This is a genomic window from Citrobacter sp. C13 (assembly GCF_014596815.2).
Classification (GTDB): Bacteria; Pseudomonadota; Gammaproteobacteria; order Enterobacterales; family Enterobacteriaceae; genus Citrobacter; species Citrobacter portucalensis.
On the sequence record NZ_CP115024.1, the window covers coordinates 1,112,678 to 1,133,101 of the forward strand.

Genomic DNA, 20,424 nt, shown 5'->3' on the forward strand with positions numbered 1-20,424 from the left:
TTCACATCGGCTGAGCCGACCTGTTTATCAGACAGGCCAGCAGTATGCGTGCTGGCCTGTCGGTTTTTTCATTTATAAATCTGGATTTCTGAGCGAGTCGGCGCGTTAGCGCAGCGCTTCTAACACCGCGCCATCCTGCTCCATCTGATCAAGACGGGTCAGAAGTTTACGGGTAATTTGCTCAAGCTGATCTTTTTCGGTGGTGCTAAGAGACGACCAGAGCTGATGCAGGCAGTTATGCTGAGGCGGTAACACCTCTTGCAAAAAAGCATGGCCTTTCTCGGTCAATTGCAGATGCAGACAGCGGCGATCGTTATCGCTTTCACGACGTTCGATCCAGCCACGTTTTTCTAACTCATCCGCAATGCGGGTAGCGTTAGTGCGTGACGAGCCAAGCGCGCAACTCAGTTCAGAAGGCTGAATACTGTGGTTTTCCTGAGACTCCAGCGTAATCAACGCCATAAACAACGTCTCGTTAATCCCTTGAGCTTTCAGCATCTTATTGCGGTTTTCCAGCAGCTTGCCCTGCATGTGCATGCATAGGCGAGTCAGAAGCACTTCCTGATAAGGGAACTCTTCGTAGCGGCTGGCGCGAAATTTTAGCATTTGTTCAATGGGCGTAAACGAACTATCCATTTGGGTATAACCTCATTAATTTCAGCCGATATAGTAACGACAGTGACAAATAAAGTAAATGTATTATTTCTTTAAAATGATTGTTTTTATCTATAAGCCAACAAGCATTTTCCAGGCTAATCCATAGCCCAGAGCACTCAGTAACGTTGGAATGATGATGCTGCGGGTCTTATAGAAGCTTGCGCCCAGTATGACAAACCCCACCAGCGTAGGCACGAACCGACGAGCGTCGTGCATCACTTCTGGCGCGGTAGACACCACCAGCAGGGCGCAAATAGATGCAATGCCAATAGTGTCGAGTAATATGCCCGTCGCGCCGCGCTTCGTCGGGCGAACATTGCCCACCCCAAGACGGAGTGGCAAATAGCGAAAACAGTAATTAACGCAGCCGACCAACAGGCCAAGTAGCAGAACCTCATAGCTCATCAGGACCTCCCTGCCAAAATGACTGGATGAGCGCCGTCAGGCATCCGCAGACAATACCTGCAAGGATAGCGGCAGGGATGGAAAACAGCATGACGCCAGCCAGCGCCCCGGCCAGGGAGGCAGTCACGCAGAGCGCTTGTTTACGTTGGAATGACGCGAGCAGGAAGCTCATAAACAGCGCCGGGAGCATGAATCCCAGTGCCGCTTCAACCGCCGGGTAATCCTTGAGTAAACCACTGCCGGAAAACGCGCCGATCACCGTACCAAACACCCAGGAGGCCCAGGAGCACAGTGCGATGCCGATCATCCAGTTTTCACTCCAGCGCCGATTATCCCGGACCAGTTTTGCCGTTGCGGCGGCAAAGACTTCATCGGTAAGGCCAAAAGCCCACAGTGCACTTTTGGGTTTACTCAGTCGCTGGGCTATTCGGCTGCGCAGGGAAGGGCCGTACAAAACATGGCGGACATCCATGGCCATGACGGTAAGGGCGGCGACCCACAGCGAACTGCCCGCAGCGAGCATGGTGGTAATGACAAACTGGCTGGCTCCCGCATAGATAATGCAGGAGAAAAAGACGCTTTCAACCGGCGTAAAGCCAAGGCGAGTGGCATTGAGACCAAATGCAAAAGCGACCGGAATATAGCTGATGACTATTGGCAGGCTGTCTTTGAATCCTTCCGTTAACGTTGCCGAACAGGATTCAGACTGGGGTACAGGGCTTTCCATAGGGTTATAGGTTTCATTACCGAAATTAATATAACTTGGTTCAATGAGTTATAACCTTAGCAGACTGATGGGCTCCTTAACACCCTGTGGAGCCCAATCAGCGGTAAACATGCACTATACGCTTAATTTACGGCTTCCTGACGGTGAAAACCTCGCCACCAGACCACCAGGTTGAGTACGGCAACGGTCGTACCCGCCAGACAAACGCCAGCCCACCCGGCATGCTGCCAGGCGGAGGCTGAAATTAGCGAACCTGCCGCTCCGCCAATAAAATAGCTGGTCATGTATCCGGCGGTCAGGCGATTACGCGCATCCGGATGAATGCGATAGATAACCGTCTGGTTGGTGATGTGTACTCCCTGAACGGTGAGGTCCAACACCAGAATACCGATAATCAGCATGGGTACTGAAGCGTGCCCAAACCAAATAGCAAGCCAGGAGAGCAGCAGTAATAGCAGCCCCATGGTTGTGGTCAGGTGGGATTTACCTTTATCGGCAAAACCGCCCGCCGGACGTGCGCCTAACGCCCCTGCGGCACCCGCCAGACCAAACAGACCAATCATGCCTTCTGAATAGTTAAACGGCGGTGCGGCGAGCAAAAACGCCATTGATGTCCATAGGATACTGAAATTGGCAAAGGTCAGACAGCCCAGCATCGCGCGGGTACGCAGCAGTTTATCGTGGATAAACAGGCTGAATACCGAACCCAGAAGTTGCGGGTAGTTAAGATGCGTTTCTGATTTCATCTTCGGCAGACCGCGCCACAGCGCAATCGCCATCAGCGCCATTAATACCGATGCCACCCAAAACACGGTGCGCCAGCCGCCCAAATTGGCCAGTAATCCCGCTACGGTGCGTGCCAGCAGAATGCCCAACAGCAGGCCGCTCATAATCGTGCCGACAACTTTACCGCGCTTGTCTGGCGTGGCAAGTGTCGCCGCCAGCGGAACTAAAATCTGTGCGACTACAGAGAACAGTCCGGTCAGAGCGGTGCCGAGGATCAGCATACCCAGTGACTGACTGCTGGCGGTAATCAGCATGCCACCAGCTGCGAGCAACGTCATGGAGACGATCAGCATCCGACGTTCGAACATATCGCCAAGCGGGACTAAAAACAGCAGACCGGCGGCATAGCCGAGTTGGGCCGCGGTGACGATAAACCCTGCGGTACTGGCAGATAGCGAAAAGTTGCGCGCGATGGTGTCGAGCAGCGGCTGCGCATAATAGTTACTGGCGACGGCGAGGCCGGTGGCAATAGACATTAACAGGATCAGCGAAGGGCTAAGTCCCTGAGTAGTTTTCGTCATTGTTTTCAACTGAGTAATGGGTTGCAGAAAACAATCATAACGGAAGTGATTAAATGTTGCTGATTTGTTGAGTGATGGATTGTGCGATTGGGGGAGGGAGGATAGGCCGGATTAGGTGCATCGCGCCACCATCCGGCATTTATGCGGTTACAGGCCTGATGGCGCTACACTCATCAGGCCTGTGAGTGGATTATTTCTGCGCGGCCAGCGCTTCGTTCACCCAGCCGTCAAACTGCTGCTGGTGGGCTTTGATCCAGCCGTCAACGTGACCCTGCACGTCGGCTTCAGACGCTTTCCCGTCGTGCATCATTGCGTTCTGCGCGTTGATATCCGCCAGCGGCAGCTTCATGATGGCAAACAGTTTCGCCGCAGCCGGGTTTTTCTCCGCCCAGGCTTTATTGGCGACAATATGCATAGTGTTCACCGGGAAGCCGTAGTTGGCACCGTTTGGCAGTTTGGTATCAATATCTTTCTGCTCACCTGGTAGGGAAGAGAACGGTACCTGCAGCCAGACCACATCTTTACCCGGCTTCATTACGTCGCTGACCCAGTACGGTGTCCAGGTGTAGTAAAGAATGGGTTTACCTTCTTTGAAGCGGGTAATGGTGTCGGCCATCATCGCCGCATAGTTACCGTGGCTGACCTCGACGGTTTTTTCCAGATCGAAAGCTTTGTTCTGGTGGTTGATTACTGCTTCACAGCCCCAGCCCGGTGAACAGCCCATCATATCGGCTTTTCCGTCACCGTTGGTGTCAAAGATTTTGGCGATCTTCGGATCTTTTAACTGGGCGATATTGGTGATTTTATACTGCTCAGCGGTTTTCTTGTCGATCAGATAACCCTGTGCGGCACCTGTAACGAATACCCCCTCGCGATAAAACTTTTTGTCTCCGCCCGCAGCGGCGTACATATCATCATGCAGCGGCTGCCAGTTCACGGCGGTAAAAGTTGCATCGCCAGAGGCAATGGAGGTATAGCCGACGTTGTAGTCAACTTCGCTGGTTTTGTTAACGGTGTAACCCAGTTTCTCCAGCGCACGGGCGACTAACTGCGTCTGGAAGGATTCTTCAGAGATAGTGCTCTGGATTGGCTGTACGGTGATGCCTTTGCCCGGCAGGTCGGCAGCGAAAGTGCTGGTGGAGACAAGGGTGGCAAACGCTGTGGCAATAATTACTTTCTGTCGCATCGTTGTTCCTTATTACACATTCATCCTGAATGATTTTGTGCAAGTTAATGAATTGTAGGCCCGGTAAGCATGCGCCACCGGGCAACGGGTGAATTACTTCGTGAATGGGCGAGTGATAAGCCCAATGGGACCGGTGGTGTACCAGCGACGGTTGCCACGACTACGCGAGTCGCGACCGACGGCCTGCGTCAGGCGATCCAGGATGATGGCGAGGATCACAATCCCAACCCCGCCGACGGTGGCAAGCCCCATATCCAGACGACCGATTCCGCGCAGAACCATCTGACCCAGTCCGCCGACGGCAATCATCGACGCGATGACGACCATTGAGAGCGCCAGCATCAGCGTCTGGTTAACCCCAGCCATAATGGTGGGCATTGCCAGCGGGAGCTGCACTTTAAACAGCATCTGACGCGGGCTGGCGCCAAACGAGCGCGAGGCTTCAATCAGATCGGCTGGCACCTGGTTAATCCCCAGAATAGTCAGACGCACGATTGGCGGCAGGGCGAAGATAATCGTCACCACTACGCCCGGGACGTTACCAATACCAAACAGCATGACAATCGGCACCAGATAGACAAACGCGGGCGTGGTTTGCATGGCGTCCAGCAGCGGGCGAACAATTTTTGCTGCCCGTGGACTGCGCGCCAACCAGATTCCCATCGGCAGACCGATCACCACGCAGAACAGCAACGCGGTCAACACCAGCGCCAGGGTTATCATGGCCTGCGACCACGCGCCGATGGCACCGATGGCAATTAAGGAAATCAGCGTAGCAACGCCCATCCCCACGCCGGAAATCTGCCAGGCAATCAGCGCGAACAGGATAATCGCTACCGGGGCTGGCATACCTAACAGCAGCTGTTGAAAGCCGTTGAGAATGTAATCCACCGGGACACGAATGCCCTGGAAGACCGGACGGAAATGGGTAACGACCCAGTCGATCCCCTCTGTGACCCAACTGTCCAGCGGGATCAGCGTTTTATGGAACGGATCCATAATATTGAAATGCTCTGGTGCCGGCGCGGGTGCGCTGGTCAGCCAGTCCGCGCCACCGCCGTCAGTGGGCGCGCCTGATGGCGTACTCCAGGCATCAGCATTTTGTGCGGCACTGTTGGCCGCTGGTGTGGTGTCCCACGGATTAGTTTGATCAGCCATTGTTTACCCCCTCACGATCTAAAGCCTGTAACAGCATGCGTTTTGAAATGACGCCCACATACTGCTGTTCCTCATCTACAACCGGCACCGCGCACGGGGCCTGACCGACATGAGAAAGCAACTCGCTGAGAGGGGTTTGTGCATCAACGGCTAACGGCTCATCGATCAATGCCGCTTCAATACCTTGCGCCTGACTTAATGCTGTTTTTAATGAGTCGATAGAAACAACGCCAACGAATTTATTGCCACGTTCAATCACGTAACCATATTCGCGATCTTTGTCCTGCAATAATTGCAGCGCCGAACGTGGACCCACCCCGGGGTTTTTACGAATTAAACCTTCGGGACTACGGCGTGAAATATCTTTCGCGCTAAAGACCTGGCTAATATCAACGCCACGGAAGAAGGTGCGTACATAATCGTTGGCCGGATTATTCAGGATTTCATCCGGCGTACCGACCTGGACCACTTCACCGTTTTGCATAATGGCAATTCTGTCGCCAATGCGCATGGCTTCATCGAGGTCATGGGAAATAAAGACTACGGTACGTTGATGTTTCGCCTGTAGCTTTACCAGCTCATCCTGCATCTCGGTACGAATTAACGGATCGAGGGCTGAGAAGGCCTCATCCATTAATAAGATGTCAGGGTTAATGGCTAATGCGCGGGCGAGGCCCACACGCTGGCGCATCCCCCCGGAAAGTTCATCCGGGTAACCGTGAGCATAATTCTCCAGACCAACCTGGCGCAGCGCATCTAACGCTTTTTCACGACGTTCATCCGCACCAACACCGGCTAATTCCATGCCGAATGCCGTATTGTCCAGGACCGTCATGTGTGGCATCAGGGCAAAGGACTGGAACACCATCGCAATCTTTTTTCTGCGCACCTCGCGAAGCTCAGCATCGGATATCCGGGCGATGTCTACGCCGTCAATCAATACCTGCCCGCGGGTGGGTTCAATCAGGCGATTGAGAAGGCGTACCATTGTGGATTTACCCGAACCGGATAATCCCATGATGACAAATATCTCGCCTTCTTCAATGGCCAGACTGGCGTTCTTAACGCCAAGCGATAGCCCCGTTTTATCCAGAATCTGCTCTTTTGAAAGTCCTTTTTCAATATATTTGAAGGCTCTCTGGGGATGCTCTCCAAATATCTTATAGAGATTTTTAACTTCTAATTTAATTGCCATGCAATAGAATGATTCCTGTTATTTGTTTATATCGATATATTACCTGATGGAAATAGTGACCTTTTTCTACCCTAACATACTGAGAATCTGAGACAACCCTGAATTTGGTTGTGGCATGAATATTGCCAAAGGCCAGATGGCGGGACTTCCCGTGATATAAGGGCTGAGCGCGAATGTGAGCGGGTTAATATTTTTTGTAAATGCCAATGAAAAATCGCCTGAATTGCTGGAATGCAGGCGAATAATGCGGCTGATATTGAGTGTAGATCACACAATTATATTTGCACGACAAAAGTGTGATCCTGTTAAAATATTTCCGCGAAAAATGTACGGTATTTCCCGCAGAATTGATTGCTAGAAATTCCAGTCGTCGTCTTCGGTTTCGACCGCTTTTCCCATCACATAGGATGAGCCAGAACCCGAGAAGAAATCGTGGTTTTCGTCAGCGTTGGGCGACAGCGCGGCAAGGATTGCCGGGTTAACCTCCGCCATTTCAGGTGGAAATAGCGCCTCATACCCCAAATTCATCAATGCCTTATTGGCGTTGTAGCAAAGGAAGGCTTTGACGTCATCCACCCAGCCTGTTTCTGCATACAATTCTTCCGTATAGCGCGCTTCGTTATCATACAATTCCATCAGCAGATCGAAGGCAAAGTTCTTTAACTCCTCGCGTGCGGACTCGGAAATATGCTCCAGACCTTTTTGATATTTATAACCAATGTAATACCCATGAACGGCCTCATCACGAATAATCAGGCGAATAAGATCGGCTGTATTGGTCAATTTTCCGCGGCTGGAAAAATACATCGGTAACCAGAAGCCGGAATAGAACAGGAAGGATTCCAGAAACACGCTGGCAATTTTCTTCTTCAACGGTTCGTCGCTGGCGTAATGTGCCAAAACGATCTGCGCCTTGCGCTGGAGTGGGGTATTTTCTTCACTCCAGGCGTAAGCTGCATCCACATCTTTGGTCTGGCAAAGGGTGGAGAAAATAGAGCTGTATGAACGGGCGTGCACCGCCTCCATAAAGCTGATATTCGACAGCACCGCCTCTTCATGCGGTGTTAACGAATCAGCCATTAACGCTGGTGCTCCGGCAACATTCTGAATGGTGTCGAGCAGCGTCAGCCCGGTAAAAACGCGGATTGTTAGCTGCTGTTCGGCGGCGTTCAACGTTTGCCAGGCCGGAATGTCATTGGAGAGCGGGACCTTTTCCGGGAGCCAGAAGTTACTGGTCAGACGGTTCCATACCTCAAGATCTTTATCATCCTCAATCTTGTTCCAGTTGATGGCGCTCACGCGGGATAATGTCATTTTCTCCTCCTTACAGCGCGCATGACACGCAGCCTTCTATTTCGGTGCCTTCCAGCGCCAACTGGCGTAGTCGGATGTAGTACAGGGATTTGATGCCCTTACGCCAGGCGTAAATCTGCGCTTTGTTGATATCGCGCGTGGTGGCGGTATCGGGGAAAAAGAGCGTCAGTGAAAGCCCCTGATCGACATGGCGTGTTGCTTCTGCGTAGGTATCAATGATTTTTTGTGGACCGATCTCATAGGCATCCTGATACAAGGCCAGATTCTCATTGGTCATAAACGGGGCAGGGTAGTAAACGCGCCCGGTTTTGCCCTCTTTGCGAATCTCCACTTTCGACACGATCGGGTGAATGCTTGACGTGGCATGATTGATGTAGGAGATAGAACCGGTGGGGGGAACCGCCTGTAAATTCTGGTTATAAATGCCGTAGCGCATCACATCTTCACGCAGCTGTGACCACATCTCGCGCGTCGGCAGCGTAATGCCGCTGGCGGCAAACAGCGTGCGAACCTTGTCGGTTTTTGGCTGCCAGTCGCCCTGCAGATACTGGTTAAAATATTCGCCGCTGGCGTAGCGCGACTGTTTGAATCCGGCAAAGGTTTGACCGCGCTCGCGGGCGATCTTCATTGACGTATTCAGCGCATGCCAGGTGATGGTATAGAAATAGAGATTGGTAAAATCCAGCCCTTCCGGTGAACCGTAGGCGATCCCTTCCCGCGCCAGATACCCGTGCAGATTCATCTGTCCAAGACCAATTGCGTGCGATGCGCTGTTCCCGGCCTCAATCGAGGGCACGCTGCGGATATGGCTCATGTCCGAAACGGCGGTTAAGCCACGAACCGCCGTTTCCACGGTACGACCAAAATCGGGTGAATCCATGGTATGGGCAATGTTCAACGAGCCGAGATTGCAGGAAATATCGTGCCCGGTCTGCGCGTAATTGAGATTTTCATCGTAGGTAGAGGCACTGTTAACCTGCAAAATCTCCGAGCACAGGTTGCTCATATTGATCCGACCGGCAATCGGATTGGCGCGATTCACCGTATCTTCAAACATGATGTAAGGATAGCCAGACTCAAACTGGATCTCGGCCAGCCGCTGGAAGAAATCGCGGGCGTTAATGAATTTTTTGCGCACACGTTCGTCGGCAACCAGTTCGTCATACCGCTCACTCACGGCGATATCACCGAACGGTTTGCCGTAAATCCGTTCCACGTCATACGGTGAGAACAGCGCCATTCGGGCATTTTCTTTCGCCAGTTGAAAGGTAATATCCGGGATCACCACGCCAAGCGAGAGCGTTTTGATGCGGATTTTCTCGTCGGCGTTTTCGCGCTTAGTATCGAGAAAACGTAATCTATGGTCACTCCCGTTTTTGCAACACCGATTTTGACGACAAGTTGGCTTGCTTGAATCTATCCGGCGTCTGAATGGGATTTTATTCCCGCGCCTTGATGAGTTCCGCGCCTGATGAACCTCCAGAAAATATACGGCTTCAATGAGCCTTTCCGTTTTACAGGTTCCTCAACAGGCCGGTGGGCCGTTAGTATCATCAATATCAGTATTCGCAAAACCAGATCAGTAATTCTTTAAACCGGTGTATTTCTGCCGTTATGCTACATAAGTTTGCTGTCGTGCCGTTAGGGCCCAGGCTATTCTGGCCAGCTTGTTTGCCAGAGCACAAGTGACGACAAAGTTGCTTTTCCGGCACAGTAAATCCCTGACCCAATCGGCCAATTTGCCAGACTGGTGTTCCAGTTTTTGTATGAATACCCTGGCACATTGAACCAACAAAGTTCGGATCTTTTTATTACCTCGCTTACTAATTCCCAGCAATGTCGTCCTACCTCCCGTGCTGTACTGCCGAGGTACAAGCCCTGTTGCCGCCGCAAAGTCACGGCTGCTGGCGTACTGCTTCCCGTCGCCAATCTCAGTTGAAATAGTACTCGCTGTCAGTGTTCCGACGCAGGGAATGCTCAGCAAGCGCTGTCCAACCTCATCTTCGTCCAACTTTCGTTTCAACTGGGATTCCAAATCTTTAATCTGCTCAACAAGATAGTGATAATGCTGTTGTAATTTCAGCAATAACTGGCTGAGGTAAAGAGGCAAACTATTATCCTCAAGAATGGTACTCAGTCGGCTAATAACGGCAGCTCCTCGGGGAACGCTAATGCCAAATTCCAGCAGAAAAGCATGCATTTGATTGGTTGTTTTTACCTTATCCTGAACCAGGGATTCACGGACACGATGCAGAGCCCGCATTGCCTGCTGAGATTCCGTTCTGGGCTGCACAAAACGCATAGACGGACGCGATGCAGCTTCACAAATAGCTTCGGCGTCGACAAAGTCGTTTTTATTGCTTTTAACGAACGGGCGGACAAATTGTGGTGATATCAGCTTTGGGGAATGCCCCAACTCTTCCAACTTGCGTGCCATAAAGTGAGAACCGCCACAGGCTTCCATTGCGATGGTTGTAGCGGGGCATGTCGCCAAAAATTCGATCAACTTTGGCCGGGTAAATTTTTTACGGTAAACAGCCTTCCCGCGACGATCCTGGCAATGAATATGGAAAGAGTTTTTACCCAGATCGATACCAATGAGCGCAATGTTTTCCATGATAGTTCTCCGAATGAAAGCCTGTCCTCAGCATAGTACCGGGAAGGAGGGAGTGACCATCTCATTAAATATCCGGATGGTGTGCGTGCAGATATACCGCCCCCGCACCCTGACGTGCCCCGAGTTGATTCGCATAAGAAAACGCATCTTCCAGCATTTTCATTACCGGGATCACCCCAGATGACTGGTTCTCAATGCGTTTAATGGGCGCACCAGCCTCGCGCAGGTTGGAGAGCAAAAATGCCACGCCGCCGCCGCGTTTGGAGAGCTGAAGTGCGGAGTTGACCGCCCGACCAATAGACTCCATGTTGTCTTCAATACGCAACAGGAAGCAGGAGACCAGCTCGCCGCGTTGCTGTTTGCCGCAGTTTAAAAAGGTTGGTGTGGCGGGCTGAAAGCGCCCGGAAAGCATTTCATCGGTCAGCTGCATCGCGAGCGTTTCATCGCCCTGCGCCAGCGTGAGCGCCACCATTGTGACCCGATCCTCAAAGTCTTCGAGATAGCGCTTACCGTCGAACGTTTTCAGCGTATAGCTGGTGTAGAACTTCCATGCGCCGAGGAACGTCTGGAAACGGAATCCGCTGGCGTGGGCGTGAGCGAATAGCTTCAGCACGAACGCGCGATTGTAGCGGGCTAACACGCTGGCATCGTAATAGCCTTCATCCACCAACCTTTCCAGGCGCTCCTGCTGGCTGGCAAACGCCACCGAGTTGGGGCGGACGTGGGCGGCAAAGAAAGCCTCCACCGCCTGATGGTCTTTGTCGAACTGAATGCGCCCGGCTTTATCGTACAGATTCAGCATGGCGTTCAGGGCGTGATAATCCAGCGTTGGCTGCATTACACGTTCTGCGGTTGTCGTTGCCAAAATTCGCTCACTCCTTTTCGAACGTTGTCGATATCGCTTTGGGTGCCCATCAGCTCAAAGCGATAGAGCCACGGCACGCCGCATTTTTGTGAGATGACATCACCCGCGCGACCGTAGGCGTCACCGAAATTACGATTGCCGGAGGCGATCACTCCACGGATTAACGCCCGGTTGTGCGTATCGTTTAAAAAGCGGATCACCTGTCTTGGGACCGCGCCAGCAGTGCCGCCGCCGCCGTAGGACGGCACGATTAATAGGTAAGGTTCGTCTACCCGGATCCGCTCGCGTTCGTTAAGCGGAATGCGGATGGCTGGCAGCCCCAGACGCTGCATAAAGCGGTGCGTATTTTCGGAGCTGCTGGAGAAGTAGACGAGCTGACTCATGCGCTGGCCACACGGTGTTCCGGATGCAGACGGTTGATCATGTCCGGGCGAAACCCTGACCAACTGGTTTCACCCGCGACCACGACCGGTAGCTGGCGAAACCCCTGATCGCGCAGGCTATCAGCCAAATCGGGCTGTAAATCGACATTTACCATCTCAAAGTCAAACCCACGGCTTTCCATTGCCCGTTTGGTGGCGTGGCACTGAACACAGTTATTGCGAGTGTAAATAATAATGCGCATGATTCGTATTTCCATTTAAAAATAAAAGATCGGCGCGATAGAGGGCGTCGGGTTGTGTGTGTCCTGATAGGAGAGATACTAGATGTAGTTTTAAAAAGATTCAACCATACAAGATATGGGAATTTTAGATTGATGATGAGCTGGGTGATGAGCGTGGCGGGGGAAGTGATATGTACCATCGCAGGTTGCCGGATGACGACGCGTCGCGTCTAATCCGGCCTACAGGAAAGTACTTCCCGGGCCGGATAAGGCATTTATGTCGCCATCCGGCAGCGCAGAATCACATGCGCATCCCCACCGCCAGACGGTTAAAGCAGTTCATCAGGCTAATGGCAAATGTCAGGTCGCTAATTTCTTTCGCGCTGAAATGGTCTAGCAGCGGCAGATAAACGTCATCTTCGGCGTGAGTAGTGGCAATCTGGGTGAGCGATTCGGCCCACGCCAGCGCCGCACGTTCCTGCTCGCTGAAGTGGTGACTCACCCGCCAGCCTGCCAGTGCGTCCAGTTTGGCCTGCGCAACACCGGATTTGCGCAGTGCTTTACTGTGCATTTCCAGACAAAAGGCGCAGCCGTTGATTTGCGAGACCCGCAGGTAAATCAGTTCCGTCAACGTAGGTTCCAGCGCGCAGTTTTCCAGCGCTTGGCTTGCCTGAACCAGAGCGTTATAGATTTCAGGACTGAGTTCGTAATAGGGCTGGCGTAACATTGTCATGGTATTTCTCCTCGTTTGGATGACCCGCAATGTAGCACTATAATGGACTGCAACAGAGGGCCATATTGTTGCCAAAAAAGCAGACCATAAATGCCACGTTATCAGCAAATCGCCCGTCAGTTAAAAAACGCAATTGAGAAAGGCGAACTCAAGCCTGGCACCAGATTGCCCTCCAGCCGGACCTGGGCCCAGGAGCTGGGAGTATCACGCTCGACGGTGGAAAATGCCTATGCAGAGCTGGTGGCGCAGGGCTGGCTCGCGCGGCGTGGACAGGCAGGAACGTTCGTCAGTGAGCAACTGCGACCAGAAAGGGCGCCTGAATCTCCTGCCATCTTCGCCGGAGAAAATCCCAGACCGCAACCTTTTCAGATGGGATTACCCGCACTCGATCTTTTTCCACGCGAGGTCTGGGCGCGGGTGATGGGACGGCGTATACGCACCCAAACGCGTTTTGATCTGGCGGTGGGCGATGTGTGTGGCGAACGGGTGTTACGCCAGGCAATTGTTGATTACCTGCGTGTTTCACGCAGCATTGAATGTCAGCCAGAACAGATTTTTATCACTTCAGGCTATGCGGCATCAATGACGTTAATCCTGCGCGCTCTGGCGCATCCCGGTGAGGGAATGTGGGTCGAAGATCCCGGTTTTCCGCTGATCCGGCCCGTGGTGGCTCAGGAACGCATTAAGTTGATGCCGGTAGCGGTGGATGCCGATGGTCTGGATGTCAGCGCCGGGATCCGCGACTACCCGCAGGCGCGTTTTGTACTGCTCACTCCCGCACATCAAAGTCCGCTGGGTGTGGCCCTGTCATTAGACCGTCGCCACCAGTTGCTGGAGTGGGCGACTCGCGCGCAGGCGTGGGTAATCGAAGATGACTATGACAGTGAATTTCGCTACCACGGCAAACCGTTGCCGCCGCTAAAAAGTCTGGATGCGCCCCAGCGGGTGATTTATGCCGGAACGTTCAGCAAATCGATGTTTCCGGCTTTGCGCACGGCGTGGCTGGTGGTGCCCCCGACTCAGGTAGAATATTTTCGTCAGCAGGCGGCGCTAACGGCCTGTAGCGTTCCGGTTTTATGGCAGCAAACGCTGGCAGATTTTATGCAAGATGGCCACTTCTGGCGGCACTTAAAACGTATGCGCCAGCATTATGCTCTGCGACGTCAATGGATGGAAAATGCTCTGACCGAACAAGGATTTAGCGTTATTCCTCAGGAAGGTGGGATTCAACTGGTGATGAGTGTCGACGGAGATGATATTGCGCTAGTGCGCAAAGCGAATCAGGCTGGGCTGGCGGTTCAGGCGTTAAGCCGCTGGCGAATGACTTCAGCAGGAAAGGGAGGAATATTGCTGTCATTTACCAATATCAGCTCGGCGGAAATGGCGCAACAGGCGGCGTATCAACTGCGGTTGGCGCTGACATAAATCTGTACGGTTCTTAAGATATTTGTCTCATCGTGTTCACTCGTTTATGGACTTTTCTGAAAGCGTTGCTAATGCTGAATCAGGTAAGGTAAGCCCGCAGTAAAAGATAACGAGGAAAATAATATGTATTTACGACCTGATGAGGTGGCGCGCGTACTTGAAAAAGTGGGCTTTACCGTTGATGTAGTGACGCAGAAAACGTACGGCTATCGGCGTGGCGAAAATTATGTGTATGTTAATCGTGAAGCTCGCATGGGACGTACCGCATTAATTATCCATCCCACGTTGAAAGAACGTAGCTCTTCGCTGGCGGAACCGGCAACGGATATTAAAACTTGCGATCATTACCAGCAATTCCCGCTGTATTTAGCCGGAGAGACTCATGAGCATTATGGTATTCCGCACGGCTTTAGCTCGCGTATTGCGCTTGAACGTTATCTGAGCGGGCTGTTTGGCGACGTTAGTTCAAACTAATAACGCGACTGGCAGTGCCAGTCGCGAAGAAGCGTGTCAGGCTTTAGCCTGATGATAGCTGCTGACCTTAAACAAGCGGCGGCAATAATCAAGAAAGTAGCCATAGACAGCGCCCATCAGCATTGACACCACGATGTTCGAACTTACTGCAGCTGTAATCTGATGCCAGTCTGCGCCAACCGTCAGCAGAATAATCACATACACCGGCGACTGGAAGGTGACATAAGCCAGCACATCCGCCAGATTTTTTGCCCATCCTGCCTGCGTGGCTTTACGGGCCGCGCGCATGAACAAATCACGATACATGCCGTATGGCCACGCGATCAGTATGTTGACAGGGATAGCGACTAATCTGGAATACAGCGACTGTTCGAAGCTCATTCCAGAAAGGAATATTTCGATCAACATGTTCACGACAGAACAATAAACAACCATCGCGAACGTGTCTGCTACTGCATGACGCAAGCGTGACTGCGGAGAGAACATGTTAATGCTCCTTGTAAAAAGGGGAAAAAAGGTTTTGAATACCTTAACTGCTAGTGATTTGTCTTGCTGCTTTCGCGTTTTAATAGGATATCTGCCTGGATAATAACTAGCAACTAGCTGAAAATTTTTATTTATTGTCTTTTTGTCGATAAAATGCTCTGCAATGGTTTGTTTTTTGTTCGTTTTGGTATTTTCGTTGCTGTATTAATTAAAGTCTTTTTAGATCAAAGAGTTATTGTTGCTTGTTTTTCTGAATTTTTTGCGCTCCTTTTCTGAATGTTGACTGATGTGCAATATGTATACTCGTTGGTTCCACGAGATGCTGTGGCTTGTTTCTTAAGTGGCGCGCTGAGATACCTTGCAGGTATATTCAAAGCTGCAATCAGGGTAATAGAATATATTGTCTGGGCGATAGCAGAATGGATGCTATAAATATCAGAGTTGGCTATTTGTTTAATGATAAACGAATAAATTAGACTGGAAATATAATAATCAGTTGCATACAATATTTAGCGTAATACCGTTTTTATGTTTTACGTTAAAGAGGTTTTGTTAATATGAGTTCAATGTTAAAAAACTTAAATAATATCCGCTCGCTGCGTGCAATGGCTCGTGAATTTTCCGTTGATGTACTGGAAGATATGCTTGAAAAATTCAGGGAAGTGACCAAAGAACGGCGCGATGAAGAAGAACAGCTACAGCGCCAACGTGCAGAACAGCAGGCAAAAATTAATGCCTTGCTGGCGCAGATGCAGGCAGACGGGATCAGCCCGGAGGAGCTGCTGAGCATAACACCTGCGACGGCACGTTCAGTTAAAAAACGCCAACCGCGCCCGGCGAAATATCGTTTTATCGATCTCAATGGTGAAACGAAAACATGGACCGGGCAAGGTCGCACACCGAAGCCAATTGCCCAGGCGCTGGCTGCCGGTAAATCTCTTGATGACTTTTTGATCTAATTGCGAAGGCGGTGAGGAGATCCTCACCGCTTATTTTCAGCAAACGCCGAAATCACCCTCTTCGGTATATCGCGTGACATCAGCTGCTTTCAGCGTGAATTTATCACCGCTTTCATTACTGGCTTGTACCGCCACAATTTGATCGTCATTGACTTCAACAACCTTCAGTTTTGGACCGCCCATACGCGGTTGAACCAGATCGCCAGGTTTAAACATATTGTTGCGCTCCTTTATTTATCATTTATCGCAGAACTCACCATAGATCACGTCAACCGGCGGGTACAGTGCTGTTTCAATGATTACCGCTTAATGAGTACGTCGGTTCCAGGGCATGATGTCCAGTAATCGCGCCATACCGCAAAAGCCGGTCATGCCAGCGAGAATCAGCCCGGCGCCTACAAAACCGCTCAGCAGGAAGAAGGCGCTGCTAACGCTATAGCCCAGAATAACGCCGAGTAGGGCAAGGCTGCCTGCGGCTATCTGCACCTGACGCATCAGCGGTAACGGTTGTGAACTGTCTTTCGCCACCGGCAACCCTGCGGCCTTCCAGCCGTCAATTCCACCTTCCAGCAACCAGACCTGCGCGGGTGCGGCAATGGCGCTCAGTTTTGTTGCCGCATTTTGTGTACGTTTGCCTGACTGGCAGTGAAAAATCACCTGCTCTGCGCGTAAATTCGCAGGCAGCGATCCCTGCTCAAGCGTGGGTAACGGCGCCAGATGTGCCTCAGGAATATGCTCGTGCAGATACTCGTCAGCATCGCGGATATCAATCAGTTTTGCACCCTGCGCGACCAGTGTCTGCGCCTCGCGCGGGGAAATCGTCCCAATAGTCATGATGGCTCCTTATGGGCAATACAGTGTTTTTAATGTGGCGATCAGCGAATTCACGGCCGCATTTTTAATGGAGTAGAGGATGCGCTGGGCATCGCGCTGGCTTTCTATCAGACCTTCTTCACGCATACGCGCCAGATGCTGGGATGTGGCGGAAGGGCTAAGGCCGGTAACACGGGCTAATTCGCCGGCGCTGGTACCGGGCGAACCGCAGAGCATGCACAAAATCAGCAACCGTTTCGGGTTACTCATCGCTTTTAGCAGGGCGGCAGCCTGTTCAGCGCTGGCCTGGAGTTGTTCAAGTTCAGTCATATGTATTTAAGCATAATCTAAATTAAGCATATTCTAAAATAAACAACCAACGTACGCCAGCGTAAAGAGCGTAAAGGAGGGTAAAACAGCCGCGGAATGCTGGCAGAGTTGGGTAGAATGGCTACGCTTAGAGATAAAATCTCTTTTTAAACAATGATTAATTTTTTGCTTGTAGGGAGTGTGTATGGGTTTCTGGAGAATCGTTTTTACTATTATTCTGCCCCCGCTTGGCGTACTGCTGGGGAAGGGATTCGGTTGGGCATTTATCCTCAATATCGTTCTGACGCTGCTGGGCTACATCCCAGGTTTGATCCATGCCTTCTGGATACAGACGCGTAACTAATTCCTTTCTACTACGGCGCTTTGGCGCCGTTTTCTTTGTGCCCCTTTCTCCTCTGCTACACTTTTGGGTGTTGATTGTTAATTACCGAGGTGGATATGGGACTCTTCAATTTTGTAAAAGATGCGGGTGAAAAACTGTGGGATGCGGTCACTGGAAACCATGACACAGCCGATCTGGCAAAAAAAGTGCAGGAACACCTGAACAAAACAGGCATCCCTGATGCGGATAAAGTGGATGTGCAAATTAACGAAGGCAAAGCCACTGTTTCTGGCGATGGATTAAGTCAGGAGGCGAAAGAAAAAATTCTGATCGCGATTGGTAATATCTCCGGTATTGCCAGCGTAGATGATCAGGTTAAAACCTCTGCACCCGCGAGCGAAAGCCAGTTTTATACCGTGAAATCTGGGGATACCCTGAGCGCTATTGCTAAACAGGTTTACGGTAATGCCAACCTGTATAACCAGATATTTGAAGCGAATAAACCAATGCTGAAAAGCCCGGATAAAATCTATCCTGGGCAGGTTTTACGTATTCCGGAACAGTAATATTATTCAGGCTTATTGCGTCAGCAATTTACCGGACATAGCCTGTTGAATTATCGGAATCGGCGTCAGCAAGTGCTGGCGCATTAATTCGCTGGCGTGCGCGGCATCACGTGCCAGAATCGCTTCGGTCAGCGTCTTGTGCTGATCGTGTTTGTCTTCCAGCATTTCAACCGACAGCACCGTTTTACGCAGCCAGATAAACCGGTAGCGCGCCGCCAGAGAGAACAGCCGTTCACGCATTTGCAGCAGATATTGTGAACCACAGCCGGCGACAATCGCCGAGTGAAACGCCTGATGGCGCTGATCCCACTCGTCGAGCATCTGTTCGCTGGCGTCAATGGCTTCAAGCTTACTGAGCATATGTGCGCGCGCCAGAATTTCAGCTTCCCAGGCGTCGTCGCCGCGTTCAATGGCCAGTGCGACCAACATGGCTTCCATATTGGCGCGGGCATCGAAAATATCGAGCAACTCCTGCTCTGACATCGGGGCGACACGATACCCTTTCTGATTAACCACCGTCACTAACCGCTCGGCAACTAACTGCGAAAGCGCTTCGCGCAGCGGTCCCACACCTAGCTCATAGCGTGAGGTTAGCAGGCTCATACGCAGTTTTTCATCAGGCTGATACACACCGCGGATGATGTCGTTCTTCAGCCAGCGGTATCCATCAATGGCCGTCGGTTGGGGAATGGCGGTCATGGTCATACTCCTGAAAGGATTTCCCGGCCTGCGCCGGGAACAGGTTTAATGCGTATTTTGCAATGGTGCTTTTTGCCACGATAGCAGTTTTTTCCAGCGCGACATAATGGGCACGGTGCAAATAATTCCTATGGCTAACAACCCGGTAGAGATAACTTCCAGTTGTTGTGCTGGGCGAAACAGCATGACCACCAGCACAAAGATAATAAACGCGATGACCAGCCAGGTTAGCCACGGATAGAGCCACATTTTCAGTTTAATTTCACCGCCTCGCGCCAGCAGGATTTTGCGCATCCGCAGTTGAGAAACGGCAATGACCAGATACACCAGCAGCGCGATAGCACCGGAGCTGTCGATCAGGAATTTAAATACCTTGGCCGGGGCGTAATAATTGACGATGACGGTGAGGAACGCGGCACCTGTCGACAGTAAAACCGCCACATAAGGCGTTTTGCTGCGGTTCGTTTTACCCATAAAGGCGGGGGCATCGCCACGGCGGCTCAGGGAGTAGAGCATACGCGATGACGTATACAGCGCGGAGTTAAGACAGCTGGTCACCGACAGTAAAATGACGCAGTCCATGATCAATTTCGCGTGCGGGATATGCAGTAGCTCCAGCACCGAGCGGTAAGAACCGACTTCTTTCAGGCCCGGCATATTCCACGGGATCAGCGCCACCACCACAAAAATAGAGCACAGATAGAAGATAGAGATACGCCAGATAACCGAGTTGGTGGCGCGAACGATATGTTTATCCGGGGTATCGGATTCGGCGGCGGCGATGGTAACTATCTCCGCGCCCATAAAGGAGAACATGGTGATTAACATCGCGCTGATCACGGCGCCAAAACCGTTGGGCATAAAGCCGCCCTGATCCCACAGGCGTGAAACTCCGCTAACTTCGGCATAAGGGTAGAAACCGCTAATCGCCGCCGCACCGAGGGTAATAAACGCCAGAATGGCAACCACTTTGCACAGCGCCAGCCAGAACTCGAATTCACCGTAATTTTTAACGCTCAGCAAGTTACTGCCGGTTAACGCCAGCGTGATAACCAGAGAAAACAGCCAGATAGGAATGCCCGGTACCCAGGAGTGCAGAATGATGGCGGCAATATTCGCTTCCAGAGGGATAACTAACACCCAGAACCACCAGTACAACCAGCCGATGGTGTAACCCGCCCACGGGCCAATGGCCTTATCGGCGTAAGTGGAAAAAGAACCGGTATCCGGGGTGGCAACGGCCATTTCGGCCAGCATGCGCATAATCATCACCACCAGCAATCCGGCGAACAGATAGGCTAATAATACTGCGGGACCGGCTTCTGCAATCGCCACACTTGAACCGACGAACAAACTTGCGCCGATTACCCCGGCAATAGACAGCATGGTGACGTGGCGTGATTTCAGCCCGCCCCCTAAATCATGTGATTGTGACACTTGCCCCATCTTTAAACCTCGTTATTGTTATTGACGTCGCTTCCTGCACCTTACCCGTAGGCCCGGTAAGCGTAGCGCCACCGGGCATCACAACATTGCCGGATGGCAGCGCTTGCGCTTTATCCGGCCTACAATTTCACGTTTT

The 20,424-nt window shown here is 51.6% G+C and carries 23 protein-coding genes and 2 pseudogenes; 5 read left to right on the forward strand and 20 right to left on the reverse strand.

Going from position 1 to position 20,424, the window contains the following annotated elements; genetic code table 11:
* Positions 1 to 105 precede the first annotated feature (105 nt).
* The 14 genes and pseudogenes from emrR to IB222_RS05375 all read right to left on the reverse strand — a co-directional run bounded on the left by emrR (position 106) and on the right by IB222_RS05375 (position 12,768).
* Entirely contained in the window at positions 106 to 636 is a 531-nt protein-coding gene (emrR, locus tag IB222_RS05310; protein WP_003037300.1) for a multidrug efflux transporter EmrAB transcriptional repressor EmrR, read from the reverse strand.
* 90 nt (positions 637 to 726) lie between these two features.
* On the reverse strand, positions 727 to 1,062 hold the full coding sequence (ygaH, locus tag IB222_RS05315) for an L-valine transporter subunit YgaH (protein WP_003825969.1): 336 nt from the start codon (positions 1,060 to 1,062) through the stop codon (positions 727 to 729).
* A complete protein-coding gene (locus IB222_RS05320) occupies positions 1,052 to 1,789 on the reverse strand; it encodes an AzlC family ABC transporter permease (protein WP_003825971.1) in 738 nt (245 codons plus the stop codon). The genes ygaH and IB222_RS05320 overlap by 11 nt, the downstream gene beginning before the upstream one ends.
* 122 nt (positions 1,790 to 1,911) lie before the next feature.
* Positions 1,912 to 3,096: an MFS transporter gene (locus IB222_RS05325; protein WP_125112814.1), complete on the reverse strand. Its 1,185-nt coding sequence runs from the start codon at positions 3,094 to 3,096 to the stop codon at positions 1,912 to 1,914.
* Positions 3,097 to 3,286: 190 nt separating this feature from the next.
* A complete protein-coding gene (gene proX, locus IB222_RS05330; RefSeq protein WP_003825976.1) occupies positions 3,287 to 4,282 on the reverse strand; it encodes a glycine betaine/L-proline ABC transporter substrate-binding protein ProX in 996 nt (331 codons plus the stop codon).
* 93 nt (positions 4,283 to 4,375) lie between these two features.
* Positions 4,376 to 5,440, reverse strand: a complete 1,065-nt coding sequence (gene proW / locus IB222_RS05335; protein ID WP_148361567.1) for a glycine betaine/L-proline ABC transporter permease ProW — start codon at positions 5,438 to 5,440, stop codon at positions 4,376 to 4,378.
* Entirely contained in the window at positions 5,433 to 6,635 is a 1,203-nt protein-coding gene (gene proV, locus IB222_RS05340; protein WP_003825980.1) for a glycine betaine/L-proline ABC transporter ATP-binding protein ProV, read from the reverse strand. Before proV ends, proW begins: the two co-directional genes overlap by 8 nt.
* Before the next feature lie 354 nt (positions 6,636 to 6,989).
* The gene (gene nrdF, locus IB222_RS05345) at positions 6,990 to 7,949 is read right to left on the reverse strand and encodes a class 1b ribonucleoside-diphosphate reductase subunit beta (protein WP_063940983.1); all 960 of its coding nucleotides are present in this window, start codon (positions 7,947 to 7,949) and stop codon (positions 6,990 to 6,992) included.
* A 10-nt stretch (positions 7,950 to 7,959) separates the two neighbouring features.
* Positions 7,960 to 9,306: pseudogene (gene nrdE, locus IB222_RS05350) on the reverse strand (class 1b ribonucleoside-diphosphate reductase subunit alpha); the annotation flags it as partial.
* A 255-nt stretch (positions 9,307 to 9,561) separates the two neighbouring features.
* Positions 9,562 to 10,566, reverse strand: a complete 1,005-nt coding sequence (locus IB222_RS05355; RefSeq protein WP_000427623.1) for an IS110-like element IS4321 family transposase — start codon at positions 10,564 to 10,566, stop codon at positions 9,562 to 9,564.
* A gap of 67 nt (positions 10,567 to 10,633) precedes the next feature.
* Positions 10,634 to 11,431: pseudogene (locus tag IB222_RS05360) on the reverse strand (ribonucleotide reductase N-terminal alpha domain-containing protein); the annotation flags it as partial.
* Positions 11,404 to 11,814: a class Ib ribonucleoside-diphosphate reductase assembly flavoprotein NrdI gene (nrdI, locus tag IB222_RS05365; RefSeq protein WP_149385112.1), complete on the reverse strand. Its 411-nt coding sequence runs from the start codon at positions 11,812 to 11,814 to the stop codon at positions 11,404 to 11,406. The gene nrdI and the pseudogene IB222_RS05360, both read right to left, overlap by 28 nt.
* Positions 11,811 to 12,056: a glutaredoxin-like protein NrdH gene (gene nrdH, locus IB222_RS05370; protein ID WP_048236625.1), complete on the reverse strand. Its 246-nt coding sequence runs from the start codon at positions 12,054 to 12,056 to the stop codon at positions 11,811 to 11,813. The genes nrdI and nrdH overlap by 4 nt, the downstream gene beginning before the upstream one ends.
* A 280-nt stretch (positions 12,057 to 12,336) precedes the next feature.
* Complete coding sequence (locus tag IB222_RS05375) at positions 12,337 to 12,768, reverse strand: carboxymuconolactone decarboxylase family protein (protein ID WP_148361570.1); 432 nt, start codon at positions 12,766 to 12,768, stop codon at positions 12,337 to 12,339.
* Positions 12,769 to 12,858: 90 nt separating this feature from the next.
* On the opposite strand from IB222_RS05375, the gene IB222_RS05380 reads away from it, so the two are divergent.
* Together IB222_RS05380 and IB222_RS05385 are read left to right on the forward strand one after the other, a co-directional pair.
* Complete coding sequence (locus IB222_RS05380) at positions 12,859 to 14,193, forward strand: PLP-dependent aminotransferase family protein (protein WP_148361571.1); 1,335 nt, start codon at positions 12,859 to 12,861, stop codon at positions 14,191 to 14,193.
* A gap of 123 nt (positions 14,194 to 14,316) precedes the next feature.
* A complete protein-coding gene (locus IB222_RS05385) occupies positions 14,317 to 14,667 on the forward strand; it encodes a DUF2002 family protein (protein ID WP_061068432.1) in 351 nt (116 codons plus the stop codon).
* Positions 14,668 to 14,703: 36 nt separating this feature from the next.
* Here IB222_RS05385 and alaE read toward each other — a convergent pair whose 3' ends face one another.
* A complete protein-coding gene (gene alaE / locus IB222_RS05390; protein WP_003037259.1) occupies positions 14,704 to 15,153 on the reverse strand; it encodes an L-alanine exporter AlaE in 450 nt (149 codons plus the stop codon).
* Positions 15,154 to 15,710: 557 nt separating this feature from the next.
* Here alaE and stpA point away from each other — a divergent pair.
* Entirely contained in the window at positions 15,711 to 16,112 is a 402-nt protein-coding gene (gene stpA, locus IB222_RS05395; RefSeq protein ID WP_148361573.1) for a DNA-binding protein StpA, read from the forward strand.
* A 36-nt stretch (positions 16,113 to 16,148) separates the two neighbouring features.
* Here the strand turns inward: stpA and IB222_RS05400 are convergent, their stop codons facing one another.
* The 3 genes from IB222_RS05400 to IB222_RS05410 all read right to left on the reverse strand — a co-directional run bounded on the left by IB222_RS05400 (position 16,149) and on the right by IB222_RS05410 (position 17,255).
* Positions 16,149 to 16,328 (reverse strand): hypothetical protein, encoded by a 180-nt coding sequence (locus IB222_RS05400; RefSeq protein ID WP_003825999.1) that lies wholly within the window; start codon positions 16,326 to 16,328, stop codon positions 16,149 to 16,151.
* 90 nt (positions 16,329 to 16,418) lie between these two features.
* Positions 16,419 to 16,946, reverse strand: a complete 528-nt coding sequence (locus IB222_RS05405; protein WP_126317519.1) for a rhodanese family protein — start codon at positions 16,944 to 16,946, stop codon at positions 16,419 to 16,421.
* A 9-nt stretch (positions 16,947 to 16,955) separates the two neighbouring features.
* Positions 16,956 to 17,255, reverse strand: a complete 300-nt coding sequence (locus IB222_RS05410; protein ID WP_003037247.1) for a metalloregulator ArsR/SmtB family transcription factor — start codon at positions 17,253 to 17,255, stop codon at positions 16,956 to 16,958.
* A gap of 184 nt (positions 17,256 to 17,439) precedes the next feature.
* Between IB222_RS05410 and IB222_RS05415 the strand changes: the two genes are divergently transcribed.
* Positions 17,440 to 17,598, forward strand: coding sequence for a YqaE/Pmp3 family membrane protein (locus IB222_RS05415; RefSeq protein ID WP_003037242.1), 159 nt, complete (start codon positions 17,440 to 17,442; stop codon positions 17,596 to 17,598).
* A gap of 95 nt (positions 17,599 to 17,693) precedes the next feature.
* Positions 17,694 to 18,143: a peptidoglycan-binding protein LysM gene (gene lysM, locus IB222_RS05420; RefSeq protein ID WP_003037241.1), complete on the forward strand. Its 450-nt coding sequence runs from the start codon at positions 17,694 to 17,696 to the stop codon at positions 18,141 to 18,143.
* Between the two features lie 12 nt (positions 18,144 to 18,155).
* Here lysM and csiR read toward each other — a convergent pair whose 3' ends face one another.
* The gene (gene csiR, locus IB222_RS05425) at positions 18,156 to 18,842 is read right to left on the reverse strand and encodes a DNA-binding transcriptional regulator CsiR (RefSeq protein ID WP_148361574.1); all 687 of its coding nucleotides are present in this window, start codon (positions 18,840 to 18,842) and stop codon (positions 18,156 to 18,158) included.
* Between the two features lie 45 nt (positions 18,843 to 18,887).
* A complete protein-coding gene (gene gabP, locus IB222_RS05430) occupies positions 18,888 to 20,288 on the reverse strand; it encodes a GABA permease (RefSeq protein WP_032944690.1) in 1,401 nt (466 codons plus the stop codon).
* Positions 20,289 to 20,424 lie beyond the last annotated feature (136 nt).